Origin of the sequence: Sutcliffiella rhizosphaerae (assembly GCF_917563925.1) — a bacterium.
Classification (GTDB): domain Bacteria; phylum Bacillota; class Bacilli; order Bacillales; family Bacillaceae_I; genus Sutcliffiella_A; species Sutcliffiella_A rhizosphaerae.
Genome location: NZ_CAKJTJ010000008.1, coordinates 145,537 through 165,261, shown reverse-complemented (window position 1 = coordinate 165,261; position 19,725 = coordinate 145,537). Strand labels below are relative to the sequence as shown.

Sequence of the window (19,725 nt, the reverse complement as noted above, 5' to 3'; positions counted from 1 at the left end):
TATTAATATTTATAACACATAAACTAATAATAATTTTGATTGGGATTTAACAATTTTTCACGTTATATTAAGTGATACAAAAAATTGAAAGTAATCCCGTTCTTAATAATATACTATTGAATTTTCATAGAAGTAAAGTTTTCATCTAGATAATCTGAGGCAAGCGTAGGACTTATGAATTTGCAAATATTAATATAGTATCTATTGTGTCAACTATCAAAGAATGGAGAAGTATGTTTTGAAGCCTTTTTCTTACCTCAATAATAGTGTGAATAGTGTTTCAATTCTATTTGCTATATCTGTACTATCATTATCATATCCTTATGGATTCCCTTTATTCGGTCTTTTGGTTTTATTTTTTGGATTTATGAAAGTTATTACTGGTAGGTTTAGGTTGAATTTAAATGTGGGATTTTTTTTCTTTCTTCTAAATGTTGTAGTCTATCTGATAGGAATGTTGTTTAATGGTGGAATTATCTATAAAAACAATATATCTGATTTAACAAATATTTTTAGCTTTTTTATCATATGGGCTTTGCTAAGTGATATTCAAAAAGATCAATATAACTTACTCATAAATAAAATTGCTAAATATACTGCTATTACAACTTTTTTAATATCTATTATATCACTTCATAAATTTTACGCTTTACTAGGAGATACAAAACTAGACAGGTTCTTTTTTAATGACTATTATCCACCAGGTACATCATTAGTACGTGATTACAACATGTATAGTTTTGCAATGACTGTTGGGTTAATAATGACCATCTACTTAATAAGCAAAGCAAATAAACTATCAACAATGTTTTTTTATATAATTACATTTAGCTGTATTTTTTCTTCATTGTTGTTTGCTGGATCACGTCGTGGCTGGATAGTTGCAGCAATTATTTTTGTTATTGTTATATATTTATTATTAAAATTCATCTTACGCTTCCGCAAAAATTTCAAAAAAATAATAAAATCAGCAATAATTGCGACTATTTCAATAATTTTCATTTATTTTTTAGCCTCTATCACCGGTATTAGTTTTAATTTTCAAGAAAACACAAGTCTTCAACAGTTAGAATATAGATTTAGTACATTAAAACTTCAAAACATGGAAGAGAGTATGAATCCTAGAACAGATCGATGGGACTATGCTTTAAATCTTTATAATGAATATAACCTTTTGGAAGCATTTGTGGGTGGCGGATTTGGTTACCTACCAAAATATGCTTCGATTTTTGGAACTAATTTGCAAGAAGACTATCCACACAATCCTTTTCTTTCTGTAATGCTTTATTCTGGGATTATTGGTTTATTGCTTTTATTGTTGCTTTTTGGATATACAATTTTTAGTTCAATTAAGACAGCAGAAGTGCTAAGTTTTTATTTTTCTTTACTTTTCTTTCTATCTCTTATTTTTATTGTTGTTTCGTCAAATTCTATATTCTCAACGAGTTTGTTTATTTTTATTATGCTAATTATTATTTCAATACCTATTAACAAACTTAATACTACTTTATCACGTAGTTAAAGATATAATTTTCATTAATACATTGCAATCGACGGTAGAGGTTCCCTGAGAGATGAAAACTAGAGAGGGATATTTTGTTATCGGATATGGTATTGCTAGTAACGGAATTCAGAGAATATTAACGGTAGGAACATCTGGAACCCTTACTACGTTAGTGTGCCATTCTTAGAAAAAAGTAAAATGGAATTATTACATCAAAAAAATATTTACTGCTTTAGCATAGGATACAGAAAAAAATAAAATCAATTTTTTGACACAAAACCTCAAACCAATTAATGACTTTTTTTGTGTTTATAGTCATTGTAAGAAAGGTAACTTGTTAGTGTGTCAGGAGCTAATCCCCTGACACACTAATTTAAATTTACCTTCTCTTCCCCCCATCCACCACCACAAAACTAAACTTAATCCTTTGCCCCGTACAAAAAATAGAATAAATAACCGCTGCTTTTTGAGTCTGTTGTCTCATTGTTTGTGAGGAAATAGGTATTTGAAGCTTTTTGTAGTTGTGGAAAAGCAAGTGGCATTGGTGAGAGGTGCTGGTATGGATGACTTCCTTGATTTGGTGGTACATGATCCAGGTGCAGTCGGGATGGTCTGGGGAGTGGGTTGGCAAGGCAATGATGCCGAGGACTTCTGAGATGAGGACGGGTGTTTTTTGAATGAAGTGGGTGAACTTGATAGCGGCTTCTCGTCGTCCGTCGTAGGAGGCACCGAAGTGGATACAGCTTCTTGCTAGAATCTCGATGGGGCGTTCGCTTGTGTAGAAGGTTCCTTCCAAATCACTGATTTTCGTTTGATATTGTGGATGAATATGGGGTTCAATTGCGATGGTGTTTTCGGTGATGGTGTAATCGTTGATTATTTGCATGGGCAGCTCCTTTTTGAGAGGGATGGATTCCCCCTTTATTTGTAGTAGAGGGAGGAGGGAGGCAGATAATTACTATTGTTTGCTAACACGGTTAAGTTTTTTCTTCAGCAATTCATTAAATTCATCAGCGGGTATTTCTTTCACCTTGTTGTTTATGATGTGGAATTGTGTTTTAGAAGATGGCGCTCTTTCTCCCCGCTCAAATTTGCCAATCGCCTTTGGGGGAAGTCCGGTATATTCCTCCATTTGCTCTTGCGTCCAGCCAAATTTCTTTCTAAATATTTTAATTACTTTCCCTAAAGCTACTGCGTATGGATCCTTCTCTGCCAATGAGGTTCCTCCTTTTACCTCATTATCAGTTTGGGAAATAAATGGGAACACACACAAGTAGGTCCCTTTCGCAGTTTTTTTGGGGAGGTCTTTTAATTTCTACATTCCTAGGGTTGGTTATTGCAGCATGAATTTTTTAGAGTTCCACCTCTCCAATCTAAAATGATTAACTACGAAACATGCTTGATACATTTACTCAATGTAGGAAAAGAGGAGATAAATCACCACCAAAACGCTGTGCTTCTGTAAATCTTCTCCCTTCCTGACTACAGCCATGCGATTGTTCCATCGTTGCCATGTTTTTGGTCCACTGCTGACAACAAATTGTTCCACTTCTGTCATTGAGTGATTACAGCCAGACAAATTGAACAGTCTTGCCATGTAATGTACCACCTAATGCCAAAGTTGTTACCGGACAACGCCAATCTATTGAATATTGCAGACAGAATGAGCCACTAGTACAAACTTTTGAGCCACCTAATGCGGATCAGAAAGCCACCAAGTGCGAGGTAAGTGAGCCACATTTCATGAGAATGATAGCTAGTGAACAAGGTCTTCCGTAATAAATACCCCAACTAAGTCACATATCTCCTCAAAACAACATTCATTCGTCAGAGGCTCCACAACCTCCCCATAACACCCAACATGAAAAACAGTATTCACCCCATCCACTATCACCCAATCATTTCTCTCAAACCGCTTCCGGCAAACCGGACAATAAATTGCCACAAGCATTGTCATCTACCTCATCCCTTGTTCTAGCCTCATAATCGAACCTTTCGCTTACTCCCATCCGTCACAAAGCTATAACTGATCTGCTGCTCCGTGCAGAAAACAGAATAGATAACAGCAGCTATTTGGATTTGCTGCCTCATGGTTTGGGAGGAAATAGGGAATTATTTTTCGTTGTAGTTCTGGAATTTCAGGTAGCAGGATGATTGTTTCGTGTGGAAGACTTCCAGTATTTGATGGTACATAATCCAGGCACAGTCTTTGTGGTCTGGTGAGTGGGTTGGGATGGCTATGATCTTATAGAACTCTGATAGTAGGAGAGGGTTTTCTGGATGAAGTTGGTGACTTTCATGGAGGCATCCCGTCTGCCATCGAAGGTAGCACCGTATTTGATGCAGCTTCTGGAGAGGATCTCGGCGGGTCGCTCGTATGTATAATAGACGCAGTCCATCTCTGTGATTTTCGTCTGGTATTGAGGGTGAAGATGTGGCTCGAGTGAAATGGTTCCCGGATGAATGATGTATTCGTTCCTAGTGCCGATTAAACCACTTAATTTATTCAGATTGGAGATAAGTTGTAAGCCCTATATAATGATATGGAGTAAAGACCAAAGTAAAGTAGAAAGCTTACAGGCGTTCATAGAGAAATTTTTTATTAGGTAAAAAATGGAAGCCGAGAGAAACCCAATGCCTGTCCCCCATCTCACAATCACTCCTCCCAACAAACTACCAAAAAATAAAACTATTTTTTCCAAATATATGTTTATATTAATCTAAATAGAGTATGATATAAATGGAATAAAAACACATTATTTCATGAAACTAAAGAGAGAAAAGTCATATGAAATATTTCATATTATGATACATAAAGGGGGATTTTAATTGAAGAAAATACATTTGATTTTTGCTGCTATTATTCTGTTATTTAGTACATTGGCACCTAGCAGCGTTGTTAGAGCGGCGGGCACCATTCCCTCACTTGAGAGCGTGAGTGTCGATAAGGCCCAGGTTGTAGCAGGTGAATCTGTGAAGGTGAGTGTGAAGGTATCCAAAAATGAAGTAGTAAGGTCGGTATATGTTTATTATGAGAGGCCGATTACTGGTGTATCCATGCAAGTAAAGATGGATTATAACCCTGAAACCAAACATTTCGAAAAAGAGATTCCGCTTGATACCTTTTATGAAATGGGAGTCTACAAGATTTCGGCAATATCCATTGGAGACAACTCAGGAAACTCATTCAATTTTTTTGATCATCAGGATACGGAGAAGAAAATGGAGAAGGGGCATTTTGAATTTTTAGGACCTAGCGAAGCGGATACGACTTTTCCTTCCATTGAAAGTATCAGTGTTTCCCAGAATACTGTAACGGCAGGAGATACCCTAATTGTAAGTTTGGATGTAAGAGATGATGCTGGTATTTCAACTGCTTATGTTTATTATAATAAACCACAAACTGGAAACTCCATGCAGTTGAGAATGGAGTTTAACCCAGAAACAGATAGATACGAAAAAATCATTCCTATAACGTCAAGTTTTGAGGTGGGGGTTTACAAAATTTCCGCTATTTCGGTTACAGATAACTCTGGAATTACGACAAGCCTCTATGATTATCAGGATGCGGATGGATTACTCGAAACCGCCCAATTTGAATTTGTTGGTGAAAGTGATGCAGATACCACTTTTCCGGTTATAGAAAGCATTAAAGTTAACAAGGATAAAGTATTAAATGGGGATACTTTAACTGTAATCATGAAAGCTACCGATACTTCAGGTATTTCTGGAGCCTATGTGTACTATAAGGCACCAATAACAGGTAACAACATACAAATGAGATTACGCTACAATGATTTGACAGATGCTTGGGAGAATAGTATTCCTGTAAACTCTAGTTTAGAAACAGGAATTTATAAGATAAGTATTGCTACAGTTACGGACAATTCAGGTAATAGAACAGTCATTTTTGACCATCAGGACGTAGAAAACGTGTTGGGCTCCGGGCAATTCAGGTACGTATCGGAAACGAACCTTCCGGAATTCATCTCTATCTCTACTAATGTAAAAGAGGTGGAATCAGGAGACGATGTCCTTATCCAGGTAGAGGCCACAGATGATACGGGATTAGAGAAGGCAATTGTTCATTATGTAAGCGCTGAAATGCAGGAAAGGCATTCCGTAAATTTAGAATACAACAAAGAAACAAATAGCTTTTTTGGTTACCAGCCGATTGACATGAATACTGAGGTAGGATTATGGCAAGTAGAGTCGTTGGAAATAACGGATGTAAATCTTAACAAGCTGACGATTTCAAGTAATCTCTCTGACGGAAATTATACCGTGATTCCTCCTGTGGAAGCCCTTGAAGCCTATATGGTGACATCCAATGAAACGTGGTCAAATAAGACGGTTGACTCGGATGTCTATATTTCCCCGGGTACGGTACTTACTGTTAACGGAAATGTGAAGATTAATGGAGACGTTTATGTAATAGGAGGGTTACGGAGTTTAGGAGGACTAACCATTAATGGCAAACTCCGTGCCTCATATATGACTTTCGGTTACTATTATCCTTCAGATGGACAGGCGATCTTGAGTGGCTCCAACTCCATCTCAAGTACGATCGTCTCTTCGAAACTTCTGGATAAAGTGCCGTTCACCATTCATGATACCCCGATTATTATAGCGGGTGGTAGTGTTGATATTACTGGAGCGACTCTCCCGTTCGTTCTTGTAACAATCAATGGAAAACCTGTTGATCTTAAGGAAAATGGTACGTTTAGAATCAAAGGATTTGATTTGGTTGGTCAAGAGACCCTTAAGGTGAAGGTGAGAGATACACAAGGCAATGAACATACATCATCCTTCGAGGTAAGCGAGCTTTATGTAGAAGAAATAACAAAAGATACCACGAGAATTAAAGGAAAAACACAACCATTTGTTAAAATAGTTCTTTCAGTCAAAAACCAAAAGCTTGGAGAAACAACATCCGATAAAGATGGTCACTTCAACCTTGCTGTATCGGGTCTTAAAGAAAACGCCACCCTTACTTTTAAAGTCATGGGATTAGACGGCTCTCTTATTACTGAAAAAGAAGTTGTGGTGCCAGATACAACGCCACCAAGTAGGCCAATTGTAGAAAGTGTTTCTGATAATTCAACTTCAGTAAAAGGAACAACCGAACCAAACGCTACGGTAGTAGTGAAATCTGGAACTACAGAATTAGGAAAAGGGACTGCTGATGGCGCAGGCAAGTTTACCATAACCATTGCCAAGCAAAGAGCAGGAACAGAATTGTCTGTCACCGCAGCGGACCAAGCAGGAAACCAAAGTGAGCCGACGATAGTCAAAGTGGTAGATAGGACGCCTCCAGCAAAACCGATTGTAAACGAAGTGAGCGACCAATCCACCACAGTGACAGGAACAACGGAAGAAAACGCAACGGTTGTAGTTAAATCGGGCACAACAGAAATAGGAAAAGGGACGGTTGATAACACAGGCAAGTTTACCATTACCATCGCCAAACAAAGAGCAGGAACAGAATTGTCTATCACCGCAACGGACCAAGCAGGAAACCAGAGTGGATCAACGATAGTCAAAGTGGTAGATAGAACAGCTCCGAACTGGCCAACAGGAGGAAAGCTTGAGATTAGTAATATCAAAGACACTTCCCTCTTATTAAAATGGCCAAATGCAACAGATACCTTTTTAGATTCTTATATCATCTATCAAAATGGGAAAGAAATAAAAAGATTACCAGCGAATCAAACCAGCCTTGAAATAACAAACTTAGAATACGAACAAACATATAAATTTTCCGTTATGGCAGTAGATGCATCTGGAAATAAGTCTATTCTTCTGGAGTCACAACAAATTACTATAAAAGATGAAATACCACCGAATTGGCCCAAAAATAGTAAAATACAAGTGACCAACAAGAAAGCGTCCAGCTTTTCAATTAAATGGACGTTAGCTGAAGATGCTGAAACATATAACTGCTACCTTAATAAAGTATTTATACAAACAGTAGGAAGCAACATGACATGTACGTTCACAGGACTGATTCCCGGAAGTGAGTACCTGGTGAAAGTGGAGGCTATTGATCGATACGGAAATGAGTCAACCGACGGCCCAGAAATGACCGTACAAACAGAAGGAATTAGTAGATTAAGCGGCCCTAGCCGCTATGACACAGCTGCAACCATCTCAACAACAGGCTGGAAGAGCGCGGAAACCGTCATTATTGCAAGGGGAGATTCGTTTCCGGATGCATTAGCAGGAGCGCCACTTGCTTACAAACTTAACGCCCCGATTCTCTTAACCAATAAAGACAAGCTTTCTACTGCTACTAGTGCCGAAATAAAAAGGCTTAGAGCTAAAAAAGTCATTATATTAGGGGGAACAGGAGCAGTAACAACAGCCGTTGAAAAAGAATTGAAAGAACTAAACCTAACGATAGAACGTATCTCAGGAAGCACTCGTTACGAAACAGCCAATGCCATAGCGAAGAAAATGGGGGACAACAAGCAGGTTGTACTAGCATATGGTAAAAACTTTCCTGATGCACTGGCAATCGCATCTTATGCAGCAGAAAAAGGCTATCCAATACTACTGACAGATAAAGATAAGATTGCCGATACAACCAGAAACCTTTTGAGGGAATATGGTTCCTCAAGAGTAATTGTGGTTGGAGGAGAAAGCGTCATCAGTCAGAAAGTCGTGCAATCCTTATCCATGAAAAACATTGTAAGAATAGGCGGAAAAAACCGCTACGAAACAGCAGCAAACATAATATCGACTCTTAATCTAAATACCGATAAAGCATTTATTGCAAACGGTAGCGGATTTGCCGATGCCCTTACAGGATCAGTACTGGCAGCAAAACACCAAGCGCCACTATTGCTCACCAGAAAAACAGAACTGCCAAACGAAACAAAAGCCACCATCCAAAAACATAACATCAAAAACTTCATCATCCTTGGAGGCACCGCAGCAATTGAAGAAGGCGTAATAAGGTAATAAAAAAGATGAATTTGAGCACGCTCAAATTCATCTTTTTTCTATATTTATGGCCTCGGTAAACTTTAAATAACCAGATAAATAAGCTGAACGATCAAATAGAACGGTTCTATAACCATGAATAACAAAGAAATTAACGCAATCGATCAAATAGAACGGTTCTATAGCTATGGGGATACTCCGATGGAATTGATAACAGACCAAAAAGTGAAGTCCTTCTTACCAGCTATTATCGTCTATAACTATGACTTTGGCGATGGCTGGCAGCACATCATTGAGTTCGAACAAACCATTAACGACTACTTCTTCAATTATCCCATTTGTAATGGAGGAGAAGGAAACGCACCACCCGAGGATGTCGGAGCAGAACCAGGATTTGATAACTTCCTAGCCATCATTAACAACCCTTCCCACCCCGACCACAACGCCATGGTGGAATGGGGCGAAATGCAAGGATACCAAGAATTTGATATAGATGAAATTAACATGAGATTGAGATAGTGGGTTGGTGGGACAGTCCCCTCGTACCCATTAGAAAGGAGCGAATCCACCAATGCTAGAAATGCTAGTTTTACTAGGAAGTGTACTTAGCTGTATTGCAGTTGGATATGGGATAAAAGTATGGAAGAAAAAGGATTAAAAATGAGTGGGTCAGAGGGATTGTCTCTACGACCCGATATGGCCCAAAAACTGTATATCATCAGGCATTGTCAAGCACATGGGCAACCTGCAGAATCACCGCTAACTGACGTAGGATTAGCCCAGGCAGAATACTTGGCACAATTTTTCTCCAATACCAAAGTGAACCGCATTATATCTAGTCCATTCAAACGGGCTATTCAGTCAGTAACACCACTAAGTGAAGAGACTAACATTACTCTTGAGATTGACGAACGTCTATCAGAACGGGTACTCAGTACAACAGATTTACCGAATTGGCTTGAAAAATTGAAAGCCACTTTCGATGATGTTGACTTGAAATTTGATGGTGGCGAGTCTAGTAAAGAGGCTATGAAGCGGATTACGGAAGTTGTAGATGAAGTGTTCAGCAGTGATGCAAAAAGCACCATTCTTGTCACCCATGGGAATTTGATGTCCCTTCTCCTGAGAAACTATGATTCTAGTTTCGGTTTCACTGATTGGCAGAATCTCACTAACCCAGACGTGTTTTTATTATCCTACAAAAATAATACAGTAGTTGTAGAACGAGTTTGGAAAGGTGAATAAATTCTTAAAGGATGAAGCTGACGGAGCTTCATCCTTTTTGTAATCTCTAAGGCTCCTTTATGGATCAATGACAACAATATCCTCAACAAACGCATCGCCGCCGCCAAATCCAGACGCATAATATTCCATTGCGACACGTGCGATTACCATGACATCCAACTGTTCCTCATGAATTAATCTCTCATAGATATGAGGATACTTCTTTCGATGCATAATTAAATCCCATCCTTCATAAGTCCTGGGGTAAGAGGTATATTGATCACCATACGGATCCTCGACAATCTTTATGGAGAAGTAATAATCTTGCAAATCTTCATATCCTATTGGAAGATACTCATTTAATTTGGCAGACCCTTCTACAAGAAAAGCCTCACCCGCATGGGCAGACATATTAAATAGTACTTCCAAATTCGTTAAAGATACTTCTTTTTCCTCCATGTAAGCCAGAGCTTGATCTGACGGTAACACATACTTTTCTGGAAAAGGAACATATTCAGCATCATGGCCAATTGCTGCAAGGCCGTCTCTTGGACCAAAACAATCCTTAGGTATTATTGCAGTTAGCGTAACATGATCCATTCCTTCCAGAGCCTTTTCATATAAATCACGATATTTCACTCTGTCTAAAGCAACACGCCAAATCTGCTCATATTCAACACGTGGATCTCTTAAATTTAATACAAAATGTGTGGGTTCCAAATCTCTATATTCGGAATTTATTCTAGCATACGACATAAGCTGAGCTTCTCCACTTAAGGCAAATGGCTGGTTGGACATATTCCTCCTATCAAACAAGACATCAATTGCACTCAGTTGAACGGAATGTTTCTTCATATACTTAACCTTTGCTTCATCCAAGGGCTGCTCATCCGCTTGGTTTTCTTTAAAATAAATCTCTTCAGCTAATGCTAGGCGACCTTGATCAATTTTATAATAGTCAGCCGAAATGGTGGCATCAGCATAAATGTCGACGAGACCTTTTTTTAATTCTTTAAAAAGCTCCGGGAACTCCTGTCTAGGCACATACAAATGCCAATTTATGAATTCCTCTGTAGTGACTTTAATAACAAAGTGGGTTTCTTCTAAATTCAAGTAACCATCACCATAGTAACGGCTAAGCTGAGCCTGCCCCTTCAAAGCCAAACGTTCACCTGCAAATTCCTCTCCAACATAATAGGGAATATCCCTATCAGTTGGTTCTATAGCTCTATCTTCCATAAACTCAGAGAATGAATATTCCTCTTTAGGAATGCCTCCCTCTACAATTTCCTCTTCTTCCATCTCTTCCTGTGGCAGCAGTGACCCTTCCTTTTGATCCACTGCTAGAGAGCATGCCACCAAAAGCATTAATGTCATTACTAAATAAAAACCTTGCTTCACTATGTATACGTCCTTCCCCTAATTTTTTCCTGTGTTTTATCTATTTAGCATAACATATGACAGACTGAATATGCCCTAAATACCGCTCTTTTTATGGTTACAGTAAATATTCGGGTCAGCTACATACAGAAAAGGTAGATCTACCCGAACTTATTGACGAACTAGCTGGGGATATCAACGAAAATAAGGATTTATCGACGAAAACGGCTGAGATATCAACGAAAATAAAATTATATCGACGAAACTGACGGGCATATCGACGGAACCGACCACAATATCGACGAACAGACAAAAAACGACAAATAGTGTCTCATCTTTTCTACCGCTCTACTTATCTTACTATTTAGAATAAATTAAAAAATATTAAATGAATACGTTTACATTGTTGAACGATGATGTTAGACTAACAAAAATGTAATATTTATTACCTTTTATAATTTTAAAGTAATTTTTAATACTGAAAGGAGTTGATTGAATGGGTACAGCGGTTTGGGCATTGATTACATTTATAGTTATCATTTTGTTTTGGGCAATTTTTACGAAGCGAAATATCGGAGAAGCCATGATTTTGGGTTTTATCACTACACTTATTTTTTCAGGCAGTCAGGCATTTGAGTTATTTTTCCCCAGTTTAATGAGAGGGCTTACACATGAAGTGGTGTTTGCTTCACTTGCATTTATCTTTATGGCTCAGTTAATAAATCATACGGGATTAATAGGTCATATTATTCAAATCTTGAACTCCCTAATTGGTCGCTTACCGGGTGGGGCTGCATATGTTAACACATTTGGATCTGGGTTATTTGCACTTGTGGCTGGCTCTGGTTCCGGTATTGCCGCAACGACCGGCTCCATTACGATTCCGTGGATGGAACGCTCTGGTTGGAGAAAAGAGCATGCGGCATCCATCGTTGCTGGAAACTCAGGGTTTGGAAGTATCATTCCACCAAACTCGACCATGTTCATTATGCTGGGGTTTGCTCCCGTAGCAGCAACGGTTGGTCAAGGAGAATTGTTTATCGCCTTATATGTAGCGGGTCTTTATGCGCTAATTCATCGGGTACTGGTCGTATATATTATGACTAAAAAATATAATATCCAGCCAGTTCATGCAGATTTAATTCAGCCAATTGGAAAATCATTCAGTGAAGGCTGGTATTCCTTACTAATATTTTTAGGTATTCTGATCCCGTTAATTATAAATTTTGGACCTCTAGCAAACTGGTTCTTGTCTGTGGGAAGTATTGGAGAATCGGCGATGGGGGCAATATCATTCATTGTATGGGTTCCGGTATTCATGATTATTTTCACATTATTGGTGGGACGCAATCATTTGCCTAAAGGAAAGGGAGAATGGCTGAAGTTCTTTGAAAAGACGGCTCCTTCCTATTATGTTATCGGACCAGTATTAATTTTCACCTTTGCTACAAGTGCTGTGTTAAATGAAATAGGATTAACGGAACAACTGCAGACATTAATGATGTCCTTTGCTGTACCTAAATGGTTAATGGTAGCTATCGTTGGGATCGTTATAACATTGGTGGCCACACCACTTGCCACATCTGCTACCATTGCAACGATTGGCCTTGCTTCATTTGGAGCGTTAACGGCAGTGGGTGTTGATCCTTTATTAGCGGTAGTAACCATTATGATGTTTGGTGCGACGGAGGGTAGTACGCCAACTTCTGGACCAATATATGTGGCCACAGGGATGGCAAAGGTTGGAGCGGAGAAGACGTATGTTCCGTTACTACTCTATTACACTATTCCATTAATGATTATAAGCTGGCTAATAGGTATGGGCATTATACCTATACCATTGTAGGAGGGATACTATGAGAAAAATCATTATGTCAATTTTTATCCTATCAGTCTTCTTATTTACGATACTTGGAACCGTTTTAGTAGTCGGGCAAATGCTTGGACTATTTGCATTACAAGGGAGCTGGGTTATTGGTTTGGATGAGAATTTAGCAAAGGTTGTTTATTTTATGACATCCATTGCTGCCTTTTCAGGGTACTTGCTCTCCTATTTTAAAAAAGCTGAATTGAAAGAAGGCGAGAAATAATATGACTACTGTAGAAATAAAAAAAACACCAGAGATTCTGCCGCAAGAGTGGATAAAAAGAGCGAAAAAGTTAAGTACCACATTAATTAGTGATGCAATGGATACAAAAATTGAAATGCATCATCTAATAAAGCCTTGCAATATGGAAAGTGTTTTAGTCGGTTCAGCAGTGACCATAGATGTGAAGGATGGAGACAACCTAGCCGTGCATCATGCAATCTATAACTCTCAACCGGGACATGTGTTAGTTGTCGATCCAAACGGCTATGAAAAAAAAGCGGTCATTGGCGAACTGATGGTAGCTGCAGCAGCTGCGCTCCAGTTGAACGGCTTCATTATTGATGGGTTGATAAGGGATTATCACACGTTGTCCTCATCTACCTTCCCAGTATTTAGTCGAGGAGCAATACCGGGAGGTCCTACCAAAAATGGCCCTGGCATTATTAATGAGGCAATTACATGTGGGGGACTTACCGTTCTGCCCGGTGATTTTGTCATGGGAGATGCTGATGGAGTGATTGTGGTGCCAAGAGATAAGGTAGAAAGTGCACTAAAAAAAGCAGAAGAAAAAGCAGAATATGAAGCGAATCGCTTGAAAAGTATTGCAGAAGGTAACATTAAGCCAACATGGCTCAAGTAAACTTATTCATAGGAGAATAGACACCCTATCCTAAGTTGGGTATGATTTTAAAGAGAGCAATTATCCTTTAGGAGTGGTCGTGTCATGAAGAACCCTTTGGAAGTATTAAAAATAAATGTTAGTGCGTTACCAAGATCTCAGAAGCTAGTAGTAGATTTTATCATTGATCACTACACAGAAGTAGGGTTTATGACGGTTGAGCAATTATCCAAAAAAGTAGGGACCAGCACCACTACAGTCATGCGCTTAATGTCTAATGTAGGCTATAAGGGTTATTCAGAATTTCAAAAGAGTCTACAAAACTTTTTAAGAGAAGAATCCGCCCCACAAATGAGACTGGAAACGAACCTAAAAAATGTGTCACAAAATGAAAGCTGGAAACGTCATTATGAATTGCAGATGGAACAAATTCAGAAGGCAAACCAATTAAATATTGAAAATTTAAGTCATGTGGAAGAGATGCTTTGTTCTGCATCCAACATATATTGTACAAGTGTTCGCAGTGGCTTGCCGGTAGCGCAATACTTGACTCATAATTTAAATAGAATGCTAGGAAATACAAAATATACGCTTGCTGATTCAAGTGACTGGGTGGATGATGTTATCTCCTTTACAGAAAATGAACTGCTATTCGTAGTAAGCTTTGCAAGGTATGGAGAACGGCTTATCCGTTATGCAGATCAGGCTAAGCAAAAAGGCGCTAAAGTGGTAGTCTTAACCGACAAGTTTTCATCACCACTCATCCCTTATGCAGATGCTGTGTTAGTGTGCCCAGCAGATAGCATCGCTTCGCATAATTCCATTGTGTCTGCCATTTTTATGGTAGATTACATGATCAGTTCTTTATCAATGGCCAACCCTGAGCTTGTTTCACAGCGTTTAAAACAAGTGGATAAAATTCTTACAGACATGAATTATCATGTGAATAAAAAGAAGTAATCTTAACCATTGAAAGGTGATGTTTATGAAAATCGGTTTTTTAGGTTTTGGAGAAGCAGCCTATGAATTATCAAAGGGACTAAAAGAAGAAGGTGTAACACAAATAAAAGCATATGATGTTATGCTAGGTGACGAAGTATTAGGGCCTAAAATACAAGATCGTGCAAAAAGCATTGATGTAAATCTTGTATCGGATTTATATGAACTTCTCTATGATATTCATATACTTTTTGTTGCAGTCCCAGCAAGTAAAGCACTAGAAGTAAGTTCAAATGTCCAAGCCCATTTAAAAGGAAGTTCTTTTTTATACGTCGACGTCTCCGCCTCTAATCCGGCGGTGAAGCAACAGATTGAAAAAGAGTTAGAAAAAGCAAACATAAACTTTGTAGACGCAGCCATGCTCGGTCCTCTGCCCGTTTATAAACATAAAGTACCTATTTCAGCGAGTGGCAATGGCACAAATGAATTTATTGACGCAATGAGCCCCTACAACATGAATATCACTGCAGTCGGAAACAAAGCAGGAGATGCCTCAGCCATAAAGCTAATCAGAAGTATTTTTATGAAAGGCATTGTAGGATTATATTTAGAAACCCTGCAAGCATCAGAAACCTATAACGTTTCACAAGAAGTTCTAGCATCCTTACAAGAAACCATGGACAGCCACAACTTCATGGACACCTTAAACCGACTACTAACCGGTAGCGCTATCCATGCAGAAAGAAGAGCATTTGAACTCCAAAGCTCCATCAACATGTTAAATGAAGTAGGACTAGATTCTACCCTAACTGCCGCAGCAAAAGCAAAACTAGTAGAATTAGCAAAGCTTTCCGCTGAAAAAAGCAATCACAGTAAACCGTCGGATTGGGAAGAGGTGTTGGAGTTTTATAAGTGAGAAATGGGTCGGGGGGACAGTCCCCCCGACCCATTTCATAATTAGAGGTATTTTGTACTAGGTGGCGAATTATACAATGCACGTTATTTTTCAATAAGCGAGGTAATATTTTGTCCATCTTTCAGAAAGTTTTATTAATGGCATTTATCATTTTACTACCCCTTTTATATTTCATCTCTCCCTTTTTTTTATCAATAGCAATTTTAACTGGTGCTTTCTATTTAAAGGTAAAGTACCTGGTCATAAAGGGTGCTGTTGGAGAGTGGTATGTTAATAAAGAGTTAGCCAAGCTTGGGCCGATGTATAAGGTGTATCATGATCTTTATGTTCCAAACGAAGCAGGAGGGACATCCCAGATTGATCATGTAGTCACCTCACCATTTGGCATATTTGTAATGGAAACAAAGCATTATGATGGCTGGATATTAGGGAAAGAGAAGCAGAAGCACTGGACTCAGGTGATCTACAAGCGAAAAGAGAAATTTTTAAACCCGACTTGGCAGAACTACGGACATATAGAAGCCCTGAAAAAGTATTTAGGTGACTATAGCTTTCATTCCCTTATTGTATTTTCCAGTCGTTCCACACTGAAGTTTGAAGATGATTTTAACTCAGCACGAGTCATCCAAATCCCTCAGCTAACCAAAGTCATAAAAGAATGGAACACTAGATTAGTAAGCAATGAAGACTTACATAAAATAAACAAAGTTCTAGAGAAATTAACAGAGAAAAATCAAAAGCAGAAAAGAAACATACATAAAAAGCACGTGGAAGCTATTAAAACTAAGCAAACAAAGAAAGTAACCACTAAAACTCCAGAAGTTACGACATTAGCACCCCCTTGTCCTAAATGTGGGGGTCAACGCTCGATGAAAAAAGGAAAATATGGCTCTTTTTATGGCTGTAGTCAATATCCTAGTTGTCGGTATACGGAAAAGGTAACTTCCGCGGTCGGAGGGTGAGCCGATAAGAAGGATATCGATGAAACAGGCGGGAATATCGACGGAAAAAAGGAAATATCGACGAAACCGGAGGGGATATCGACGAAGAGACAAAAAACGACAACTTTCCCCACCTCCAACCACTTCCTAAACTAAAAAGCGGATCGAGGGGACTGCCCCCTCAACCCACCTTCATCAACATCCCATCCAACCTGCGCTCCATCACATCTTCCATCCATTTCGCCGTCTCCAGCAGCTTACTCAAATCTGTTCCCGTGTCTACTCCCATCCCATGAAACATGTTGACCATGTCTTCCGTGCATGCGTTGCCTACTGCTTTTGGGGCAAAGGGGCAGCCACCGAGGCCGGCGATAGAGGTATCGAATTTTTTTACACCTGCTTGGTACCCTGCGAGTATGTTGGCAAGTCCCAGTCCACGGGTGTTGTGGAAGTGGAGGCCAAGAGTAAGGTCATTACCAAATTGTTTGTAGCATTCTTCAACAACGTGCTGTACCTGGGTTGGGTTCGCCATGCCGGTTGTGTCGGCAAGGGTGATTTCGGTGCAGCCAGCCTTGAGGAAGGTTTCGGTGACATGCAAGACTCTGGATAGGGGCACTTCTCCTTCAAACGGGCAGCCAAATGAGGTGCCGAGGGCTGCTAACATGCCTTTGTTTGCTGCCACTCCCTTATGGATGACCTCACTAAGTTCATTCAACGCTTGATCCACGGTCCTTTTTGCATTTCGAAGATTAAAGGTATCACTAGTAGTAGTAACAACATGGACAAAATCGACTGAGGTGTTAAGCGCGCGTTCTAAACCAGAAGCACTAAGAGCAAGTCCGCCGTAGCGAACGTCGTCTCGTTTAGGAACGAGCTTCATGACTTCTTCTGCATCCGCCATTTGCGGGACCACCTTTGGGTTGACAAAGGAAACGGCTTCCATGTTGCGAATTCCCGCGTCAATGAGTTTGGTGATTAGTTCAACCTTTGTTTCGGTGGAGATTAGCTTTGATTCGTTTTGGAGTCCATCGCGTGGACCGACTTCACAAATTTCAATCATTCGTCATCCTCCTTCACTGATTGGCTGTCCTTTATTTTATCTAAATGCTTTAAAACATGGTCTCTTCCTTGGTAGATATGTTCATGCATGGCAATTCTTGCGCGTTCGGATTCGCGGTTTTTGATTGCGTCTAAAATGGTTTTGTGGACCTCTAATGATTGCTTCATTTGGAAAGGGCTGTACCAATAGAAGGAACGGAAAACGATTGGTACGACGACAACCTTGGATAAATGGAAGTAGATATGTGAATTATTCGCTGCTGCGACAACGGCTTCATGGAATTTTTGATTCACTTCCACCACGTGCTGGAGATTTTTGCTATCCCCATCTACATATTCCACAATTGCCTGTTCATATATTTCATTTGCTTTCTCTAGTTTTTGAATATCATCATCTGTGCGGTGGATGGCAGCCTGACTTGCGGCATAGCCTTCCAACAGCATTCTTAAGTCATAGATTTGTCTAATATCTTCGTTGGTGAAGTGTCTAACACTTACTCCCCGCTTTAACGGGATGACAAGTCCTTCAGCTGATAATTGTTTGATCGCTTCTCTGACTGGTGTCCTGCTTAAGTTCATTTCTTTTGCCAATGATTCTTCAGCAAGTCTCATTCCTGGTTCAAACTTTCCTTGGATAATCGCATCTTTTATAAAATTGTATGCATTCATCGAAACACCTCCCCACCATTGTATACAAACGTAAAAATAATATCAATAAATAATCAGAAAATTATGCATGTAAGCGGTTAATTTGTAATTTTTTCACATGATTTTTAGTATAAGTGTTGACTATTGTATACAAACACTATAAATTTGTATACATGTTGGTTGAATTATAAGAATATTATGATTTATAAGTTTATTAATTGACAATCAGGAGAAATCGACAGGAGGAATGAACATGACGGAACAACGACTACCTTTGGAAGATATTCGGGTTCTGGAGCTTGGGTCATTGATTGCCGGCCCATTCACCGGAAGATTGCTAGCAGATTTTGGCGCAGAAGTAATAAAAGTAGAGCCGCCTGGTAAAGCAGATCCGATGAGAAACTGGGGGAAGTCCAAAGAAGGTGCCGGTCTTTGGTGGCCCATTCAATCTCGAAATAAAAAATCAATCACGTTAAACCTGCGGGAAGAAGAAGGACAGCAAGTTCTTAAAGAATTAGTGAAGGAAGCAGACGTGGTGCTCGAAAACTTCCGCCCGGGAACGATGGAAAAGTGGAATTTATCCTATGAAGAACTGTCTGAGATCAACCCGAAGATCATTATGGTGCGCACTTCTGGCTACGGGCAAACGGGTCCTTATAAACACCGGGCTGGGTTTGGCAGTGTTGGGGAAGCGATGGGTGGACTTCGGAATGTTACTGGCTTTCCAGACCGTCCGCCAACAAGAATTGGTGTATCGGTTGGCGATACGCTCGCTGCGCTGTTTGCGACAGTGGGTTGCTTAGTTGCGATCCATGAACGAAGTCATTCTGGCAAAGGACAAGTGGTGGATACCGCGTTGTATGAATCGGTTTTCTCCATTATGGAGAGTCTTATTCCAGATTACATGCTCGCGGGCTATGTCAGAGAGAGAATGGGAAATATTCTTCCGGGAGTGGCGCCATCCAATATTTATTTTACAAAAGATAAGACCTATATCGTTATTGGAGCCAATGCAGATGGTGTTTTCCAGCGTTTATGTGAAGCGATGGGACAGCCGGAATTGGCGGAGGATCCAAGGTTTGCCACCCATCATGCAAGAGGGGAAAACATGAAACTGCTCGACTCCATGATTGAGGAATGGACAAAGTCATTACCTGCAAAAGATGCACTCGAGATTCTCGATGAAAAAGGCGTGCCATCCGGTCTTATCTATAAGGCAAAGGATATTTTAGAAGATCCACATTATCAAGCAAGGGATATGATTTTAAAGCATGAACACCCGGTAATTGGGGAGTTTCCGATGCCAGGAATCGTTCCGAAATTAAGCAGAACGCCAGGTGAAGTTAAGCATTTGGGCTCTGAATATATGGGAAAACACAATGAGGAAGTGTATCAGAAGCTACTTGGCTGGAAAGAGGAAAGGCTCGAGGAATTAAAGCAGAAAAATATCATATAAGGAG

Annotated in this window: 18 protein-coding genes and 1 pseudogene; 11 read left to right on the top strand and 8 right to left on the bottom strand. The window is 39.6% G+C overall.

Annotated features, from left to right (window positions below):
• The first annotated feature begins 238 nt into the window (after window positions 1–238).
• Window positions 239–1,522: an O-antigen ligase family protein gene (locus tag LRP81_RS10005; protein WP_230501135.1), complete on the top strand. Its 1,284-nt coding sequence runs from the start codon at window positions 239–241 to the stop codon at window positions 1,520–1,522.
• Between the two features lie 361 nt (window positions 1,523–1,883).
• Here LRP81_RS10005 and LRP81_RS10000 read toward each other — a convergent pair whose 3' ends face one another.
• The 5 genes and pseudogenes from LRP81_RS10000 to LRP81_RS23440 form a co-directional block, all read right to left on the bottom strand.
• Window positions 1,884–2,390, bottom strand: coding sequence for a competence protein ComK (locus LRP81_RS10000; protein ID WP_230501134.1), 507 nt, complete (start codon window positions 2,388–2,390; stop codon window positions 1,884–1,886).
• Window positions 2,391–2,462: 72 nt separating this feature from the next.
• Entirely contained in the window at window positions 2,463–2,720 is a 258-nt protein-coding gene (locus LRP81_RS09995; protein WP_230501133.1) for a helix-turn-helix domain-containing protein, read from the bottom strand.
• A 192-nt stretch (window positions 2,721–2,912) separates the two neighbouring features.
• A complete protein-coding gene (locus LRP81_RS09990) occupies window positions 2,913–3,101 on the bottom strand; it encodes a hypothetical protein (protein WP_230501132.1) in 189 nt (62 codons plus the stop codon).
• A 159-nt stretch (window positions 3,102–3,260) separates the two neighbouring features.
• Window positions 3,261–3,461 carry a hypothetical protein gene (locus LRP81_RS09985; protein WP_230501131.1) on the bottom strand — a complete coding sequence of 67 codons (201 nt, stop codon included), beginning with the start codon at window positions 3,459–3,461 and terminating at the stop codon, window positions 3,261–3,263.
• Between the two features lie 155 nt (window positions 3,462–3,616).
• Window positions 3,617–3,969: pseudogene (locus LRP81_RS23440) on the bottom strand (competence protein ComK).
• A gap of 364 nt (window positions 3,970–4,333) precedes the next feature.
• Between LRP81_RS23440 and LRP81_RS09980 the strand changes: the two are divergent.
• The 3 genes from LRP81_RS09980 to LRP81_RS09970 all read left to right on the top strand — a co-directional run bounded on the left by LRP81_RS09980 (window position 4,334) and on the right by LRP81_RS09970 (window position 9,694).
• Window positions 4,334–8,467, top strand: coding sequence for a cell wall-binding repeat-containing protein (locus tag LRP81_RS09980; protein ID WP_230501130.1), 4,134 nt, complete (start codon window positions 4,334–4,336; stop codon window positions 8,465–8,467).
• Window positions 8,468–8,584: 117 nt separating this feature from the next.
• Window positions 8,585–8,968 carry a plasmid pRiA4b ORF-3 family protein gene (locus LRP81_RS09975; RefSeq protein ID WP_230501129.1) on the top strand — a complete coding sequence of 128 codons (384 nt, stop codon included), beginning with the start codon at window positions 8,585–8,587 and terminating at the stop codon, window positions 8,966–8,968.
• Window positions 8,969–9,109: 141 nt separating this feature from the next.
• A complete protein-coding gene (locus LRP81_RS09970; RefSeq protein ID WP_230501128.1) occupies window positions 9,110–9,694 on the top strand; it encodes a histidine phosphatase family protein in 585 nt (194 codons plus the stop codon).
• A 57-nt stretch (window positions 9,695–9,751) separates the two neighbouring features.
• Here the strand turns inward: LRP81_RS09970 and LRP81_RS09965 are convergent, their stop codons facing one another.
• Entirely contained in the window at window positions 9,752–11,074 is a 1,323-nt protein-coding gene (locus LRP81_RS09965; RefSeq protein ID WP_230501127.1) for a hypothetical protein, read from the bottom strand.
• Between the two features lie 475 nt (window positions 11,075–11,549).
• Here LRP81_RS09965 and LRP81_RS09960 point away from each other — a divergent pair, with 475 nt between their 5' ends.
• The 6 genes from LRP81_RS09960 to LRP81_RS09935 all read left to right on the top strand — a co-directional run bounded on the left by LRP81_RS09960 (window position 11,550) and on the right by LRP81_RS09935 (window position 16,579).
• Entirely contained in the window at window positions 11,550–12,899 is a 1,350-nt protein-coding gene (locus LRP81_RS09960; protein WP_230501126.1) for a TRAP transporter large permease subunit, read from the top strand.
• Window positions 12,900–12,909: 10 nt separating this feature from the next.
• Window positions 12,910–13,143 carry a hypothetical protein gene (locus LRP81_RS09955; RefSeq protein ID WP_230501125.1) on the top strand — a complete coding sequence of 78 codons (234 nt, stop codon included), beginning with the start codon at window positions 12,910–12,912 and terminating at the stop codon, window positions 13,141–13,143.
• 1 nt (window position 13,144) lies between these two features.
• A complete protein-coding gene (locus tag LRP81_RS09950; RefSeq protein WP_230501124.1) occupies window positions 13,145–13,783 on the top strand; it encodes an RraA family protein in 639 nt (212 codons plus the stop codon).
• Window positions 13,784–13,867: 84 nt separating this feature from the next.
• Window positions 13,868–14,722, top strand: a complete 855-nt coding sequence (locus tag LRP81_RS09945) for a MurR/RpiR family transcriptional regulator (RefSeq protein ID WP_230501123.1) — start codon at window positions 13,868–13,870, stop codon at window positions 14,720–14,722.
• 25 nt (window positions 14,723–14,747) lie between these two features.
• The gene (locus LRP81_RS09940; protein WP_230501122.1) at window positions 14,748–15,617 is read left to right on the top strand and encodes a DUF1932 domain-containing protein; all 870 of its coding nucleotides are present in this window, start codon (window positions 14,748–14,750) and stop codon (window positions 15,615–15,617) included.
• 110 nt (window positions 15,618–15,727) lie between these two features.
• On the top strand, window positions 15,728–16,579 hold the full coding sequence (locus LRP81_RS09935) for a nuclease-related domain-containing protein (RefSeq protein ID WP_230501121.1): 852 nt from the start codon (window positions 15,728–15,730) through the stop codon (window positions 16,577–16,579).
• A gap of 160 nt (window positions 16,580–16,739) precedes the next feature.
• Here the strand turns inward: LRP81_RS09935 and LRP81_RS09930 are convergent, their stop codons facing one another.
• Together LRP81_RS09930 and LRP81_RS09925 are read right to left on the bottom strand one after the other, a co-directional pair.
• Entirely contained in the window at window positions 16,740–17,618 is an 879-nt protein-coding gene (locus LRP81_RS09930; protein WP_230501120.1) for a hydroxymethylglutaryl-CoA lyase, read from the bottom strand.
• Window positions 17,615–18,286 (bottom strand): GntR family transcriptional regulator, encoded by a 672-nt coding sequence (locus LRP81_RS09925; RefSeq protein WP_230501119.1) that lies wholly within the window; start codon window positions 18,284–18,286, stop codon window positions 17,615–17,617. The genes LRP81_RS09930 and LRP81_RS09925 overlap by 4 nt, the downstream gene beginning before the upstream one ends.
• 232 nt (window positions 18,287–18,518) lie before the next feature.
• Here LRP81_RS09925 and LRP81_RS09920 point away from each other — a divergent pair, with 232 nt between their 5' ends.
• Entirely contained in the window at window positions 18,519–19,721 is a 1,203-nt protein-coding gene (locus tag LRP81_RS09920; protein WP_230501118.1) for a CaiB/BaiF CoA transferase family protein, read from the top strand.
• Window positions 19,722–19,725 lie beyond the last annotated feature (4 nt).

What these genes read in the sequence shown, in the direction of transcription:
- LRP81_RS09920 (WP_230501118.1), top strand. Translation starts at nt 18,519, where the DNA reads ATGACGGAACAACGACTACCTTTGGAAGATATTCGGGTTCTGGAGCTT.
- LRP81_RS09940 (WP_230501122.1), top strand. Translation starts at nt 14,748, where the DNA reads ATGAAAATCGGTTTTTTAGGTTTTGGAGAAGCAGCCTATGAATTATCA.
- LRP81_RS10000 (WP_230501134.1), bottom strand. Translation starts at nt 2,390, where the DNA reads ATGCAAATAATCAACGATTACACCATCACCGAAAACACCATCGCAATT.
- LRP81_RS09975 (WP_230501129.1), top strand. Translation starts at nt 8,585, where the DNA reads ATGAATAACAAAGAAATTAACGCAATCGATCAAATAGAACGGTTCTAT.
- LRP81_RS09985 (WP_230501131.1), bottom strand. Translation starts at nt 3,461, where the DNA reads ATGACAATGCTTGTGGCAATTTATTGTCCGGTTTGCCGGAAGCGGTTT.
- LRP81_RS09925 (WP_230501119.1), bottom strand. Translation starts at nt 18,286, where the DNA reads ATGAATGCATACAATTTTATAAAAGATGCGATTATCCAAGGAAAGTTT.
- LRP81_RS09955 (WP_230501125.1), top strand. Translation starts at nt 12,910, where the DNA reads ATGAGAAAAATCATTATGTCAATTTTTATCCTATCAGTCTTCTTATTT.
- LRP81_RS09970 (WP_230501128.1), top strand. Translation starts at nt 9,110, where the DNA reads ATGAGTGGGTCAGAGGGATTGTCTCTACGACCCGATATGGCCCAAAAA.
- LRP81_RS09990 (WP_230501132.1), bottom strand. Translation starts at nt 3,101, where the DNA reads ATGGCAAGACTGTTCAATTTGTCTGGCTGTAATCACTCAATGACAGAA.
- LRP81_RS09950 (WP_230501124.1), top strand. Translation starts at nt 13,145, where the DNA reads ATGACTACTGTAGAAATAAAAAAAACACCAGAGATTCTGCCGCAAGAG.
- LRP81_RS09960 (WP_230501126.1), top strand. Translation starts at nt 11,550, where the DNA reads ATGGGTACAGCGGTTTGGGCATTGATTACATTTATAGTTATCATTTTG.
- LRP81_RS09945 (WP_230501123.1), top strand. Translation starts at nt 13,868, where the DNA reads ATGAAGAACCCTTTGGAAGTATTAAAAATAAATGTTAGTGCGTTACCA.
- LRP81_RS09930 (WP_230501120.1), bottom strand. Translation starts at nt 17,618, where the DNA reads ATGATTGAAATTTGTGAAGTCGGTCCACGCGATGGACTCCAAAACGAA.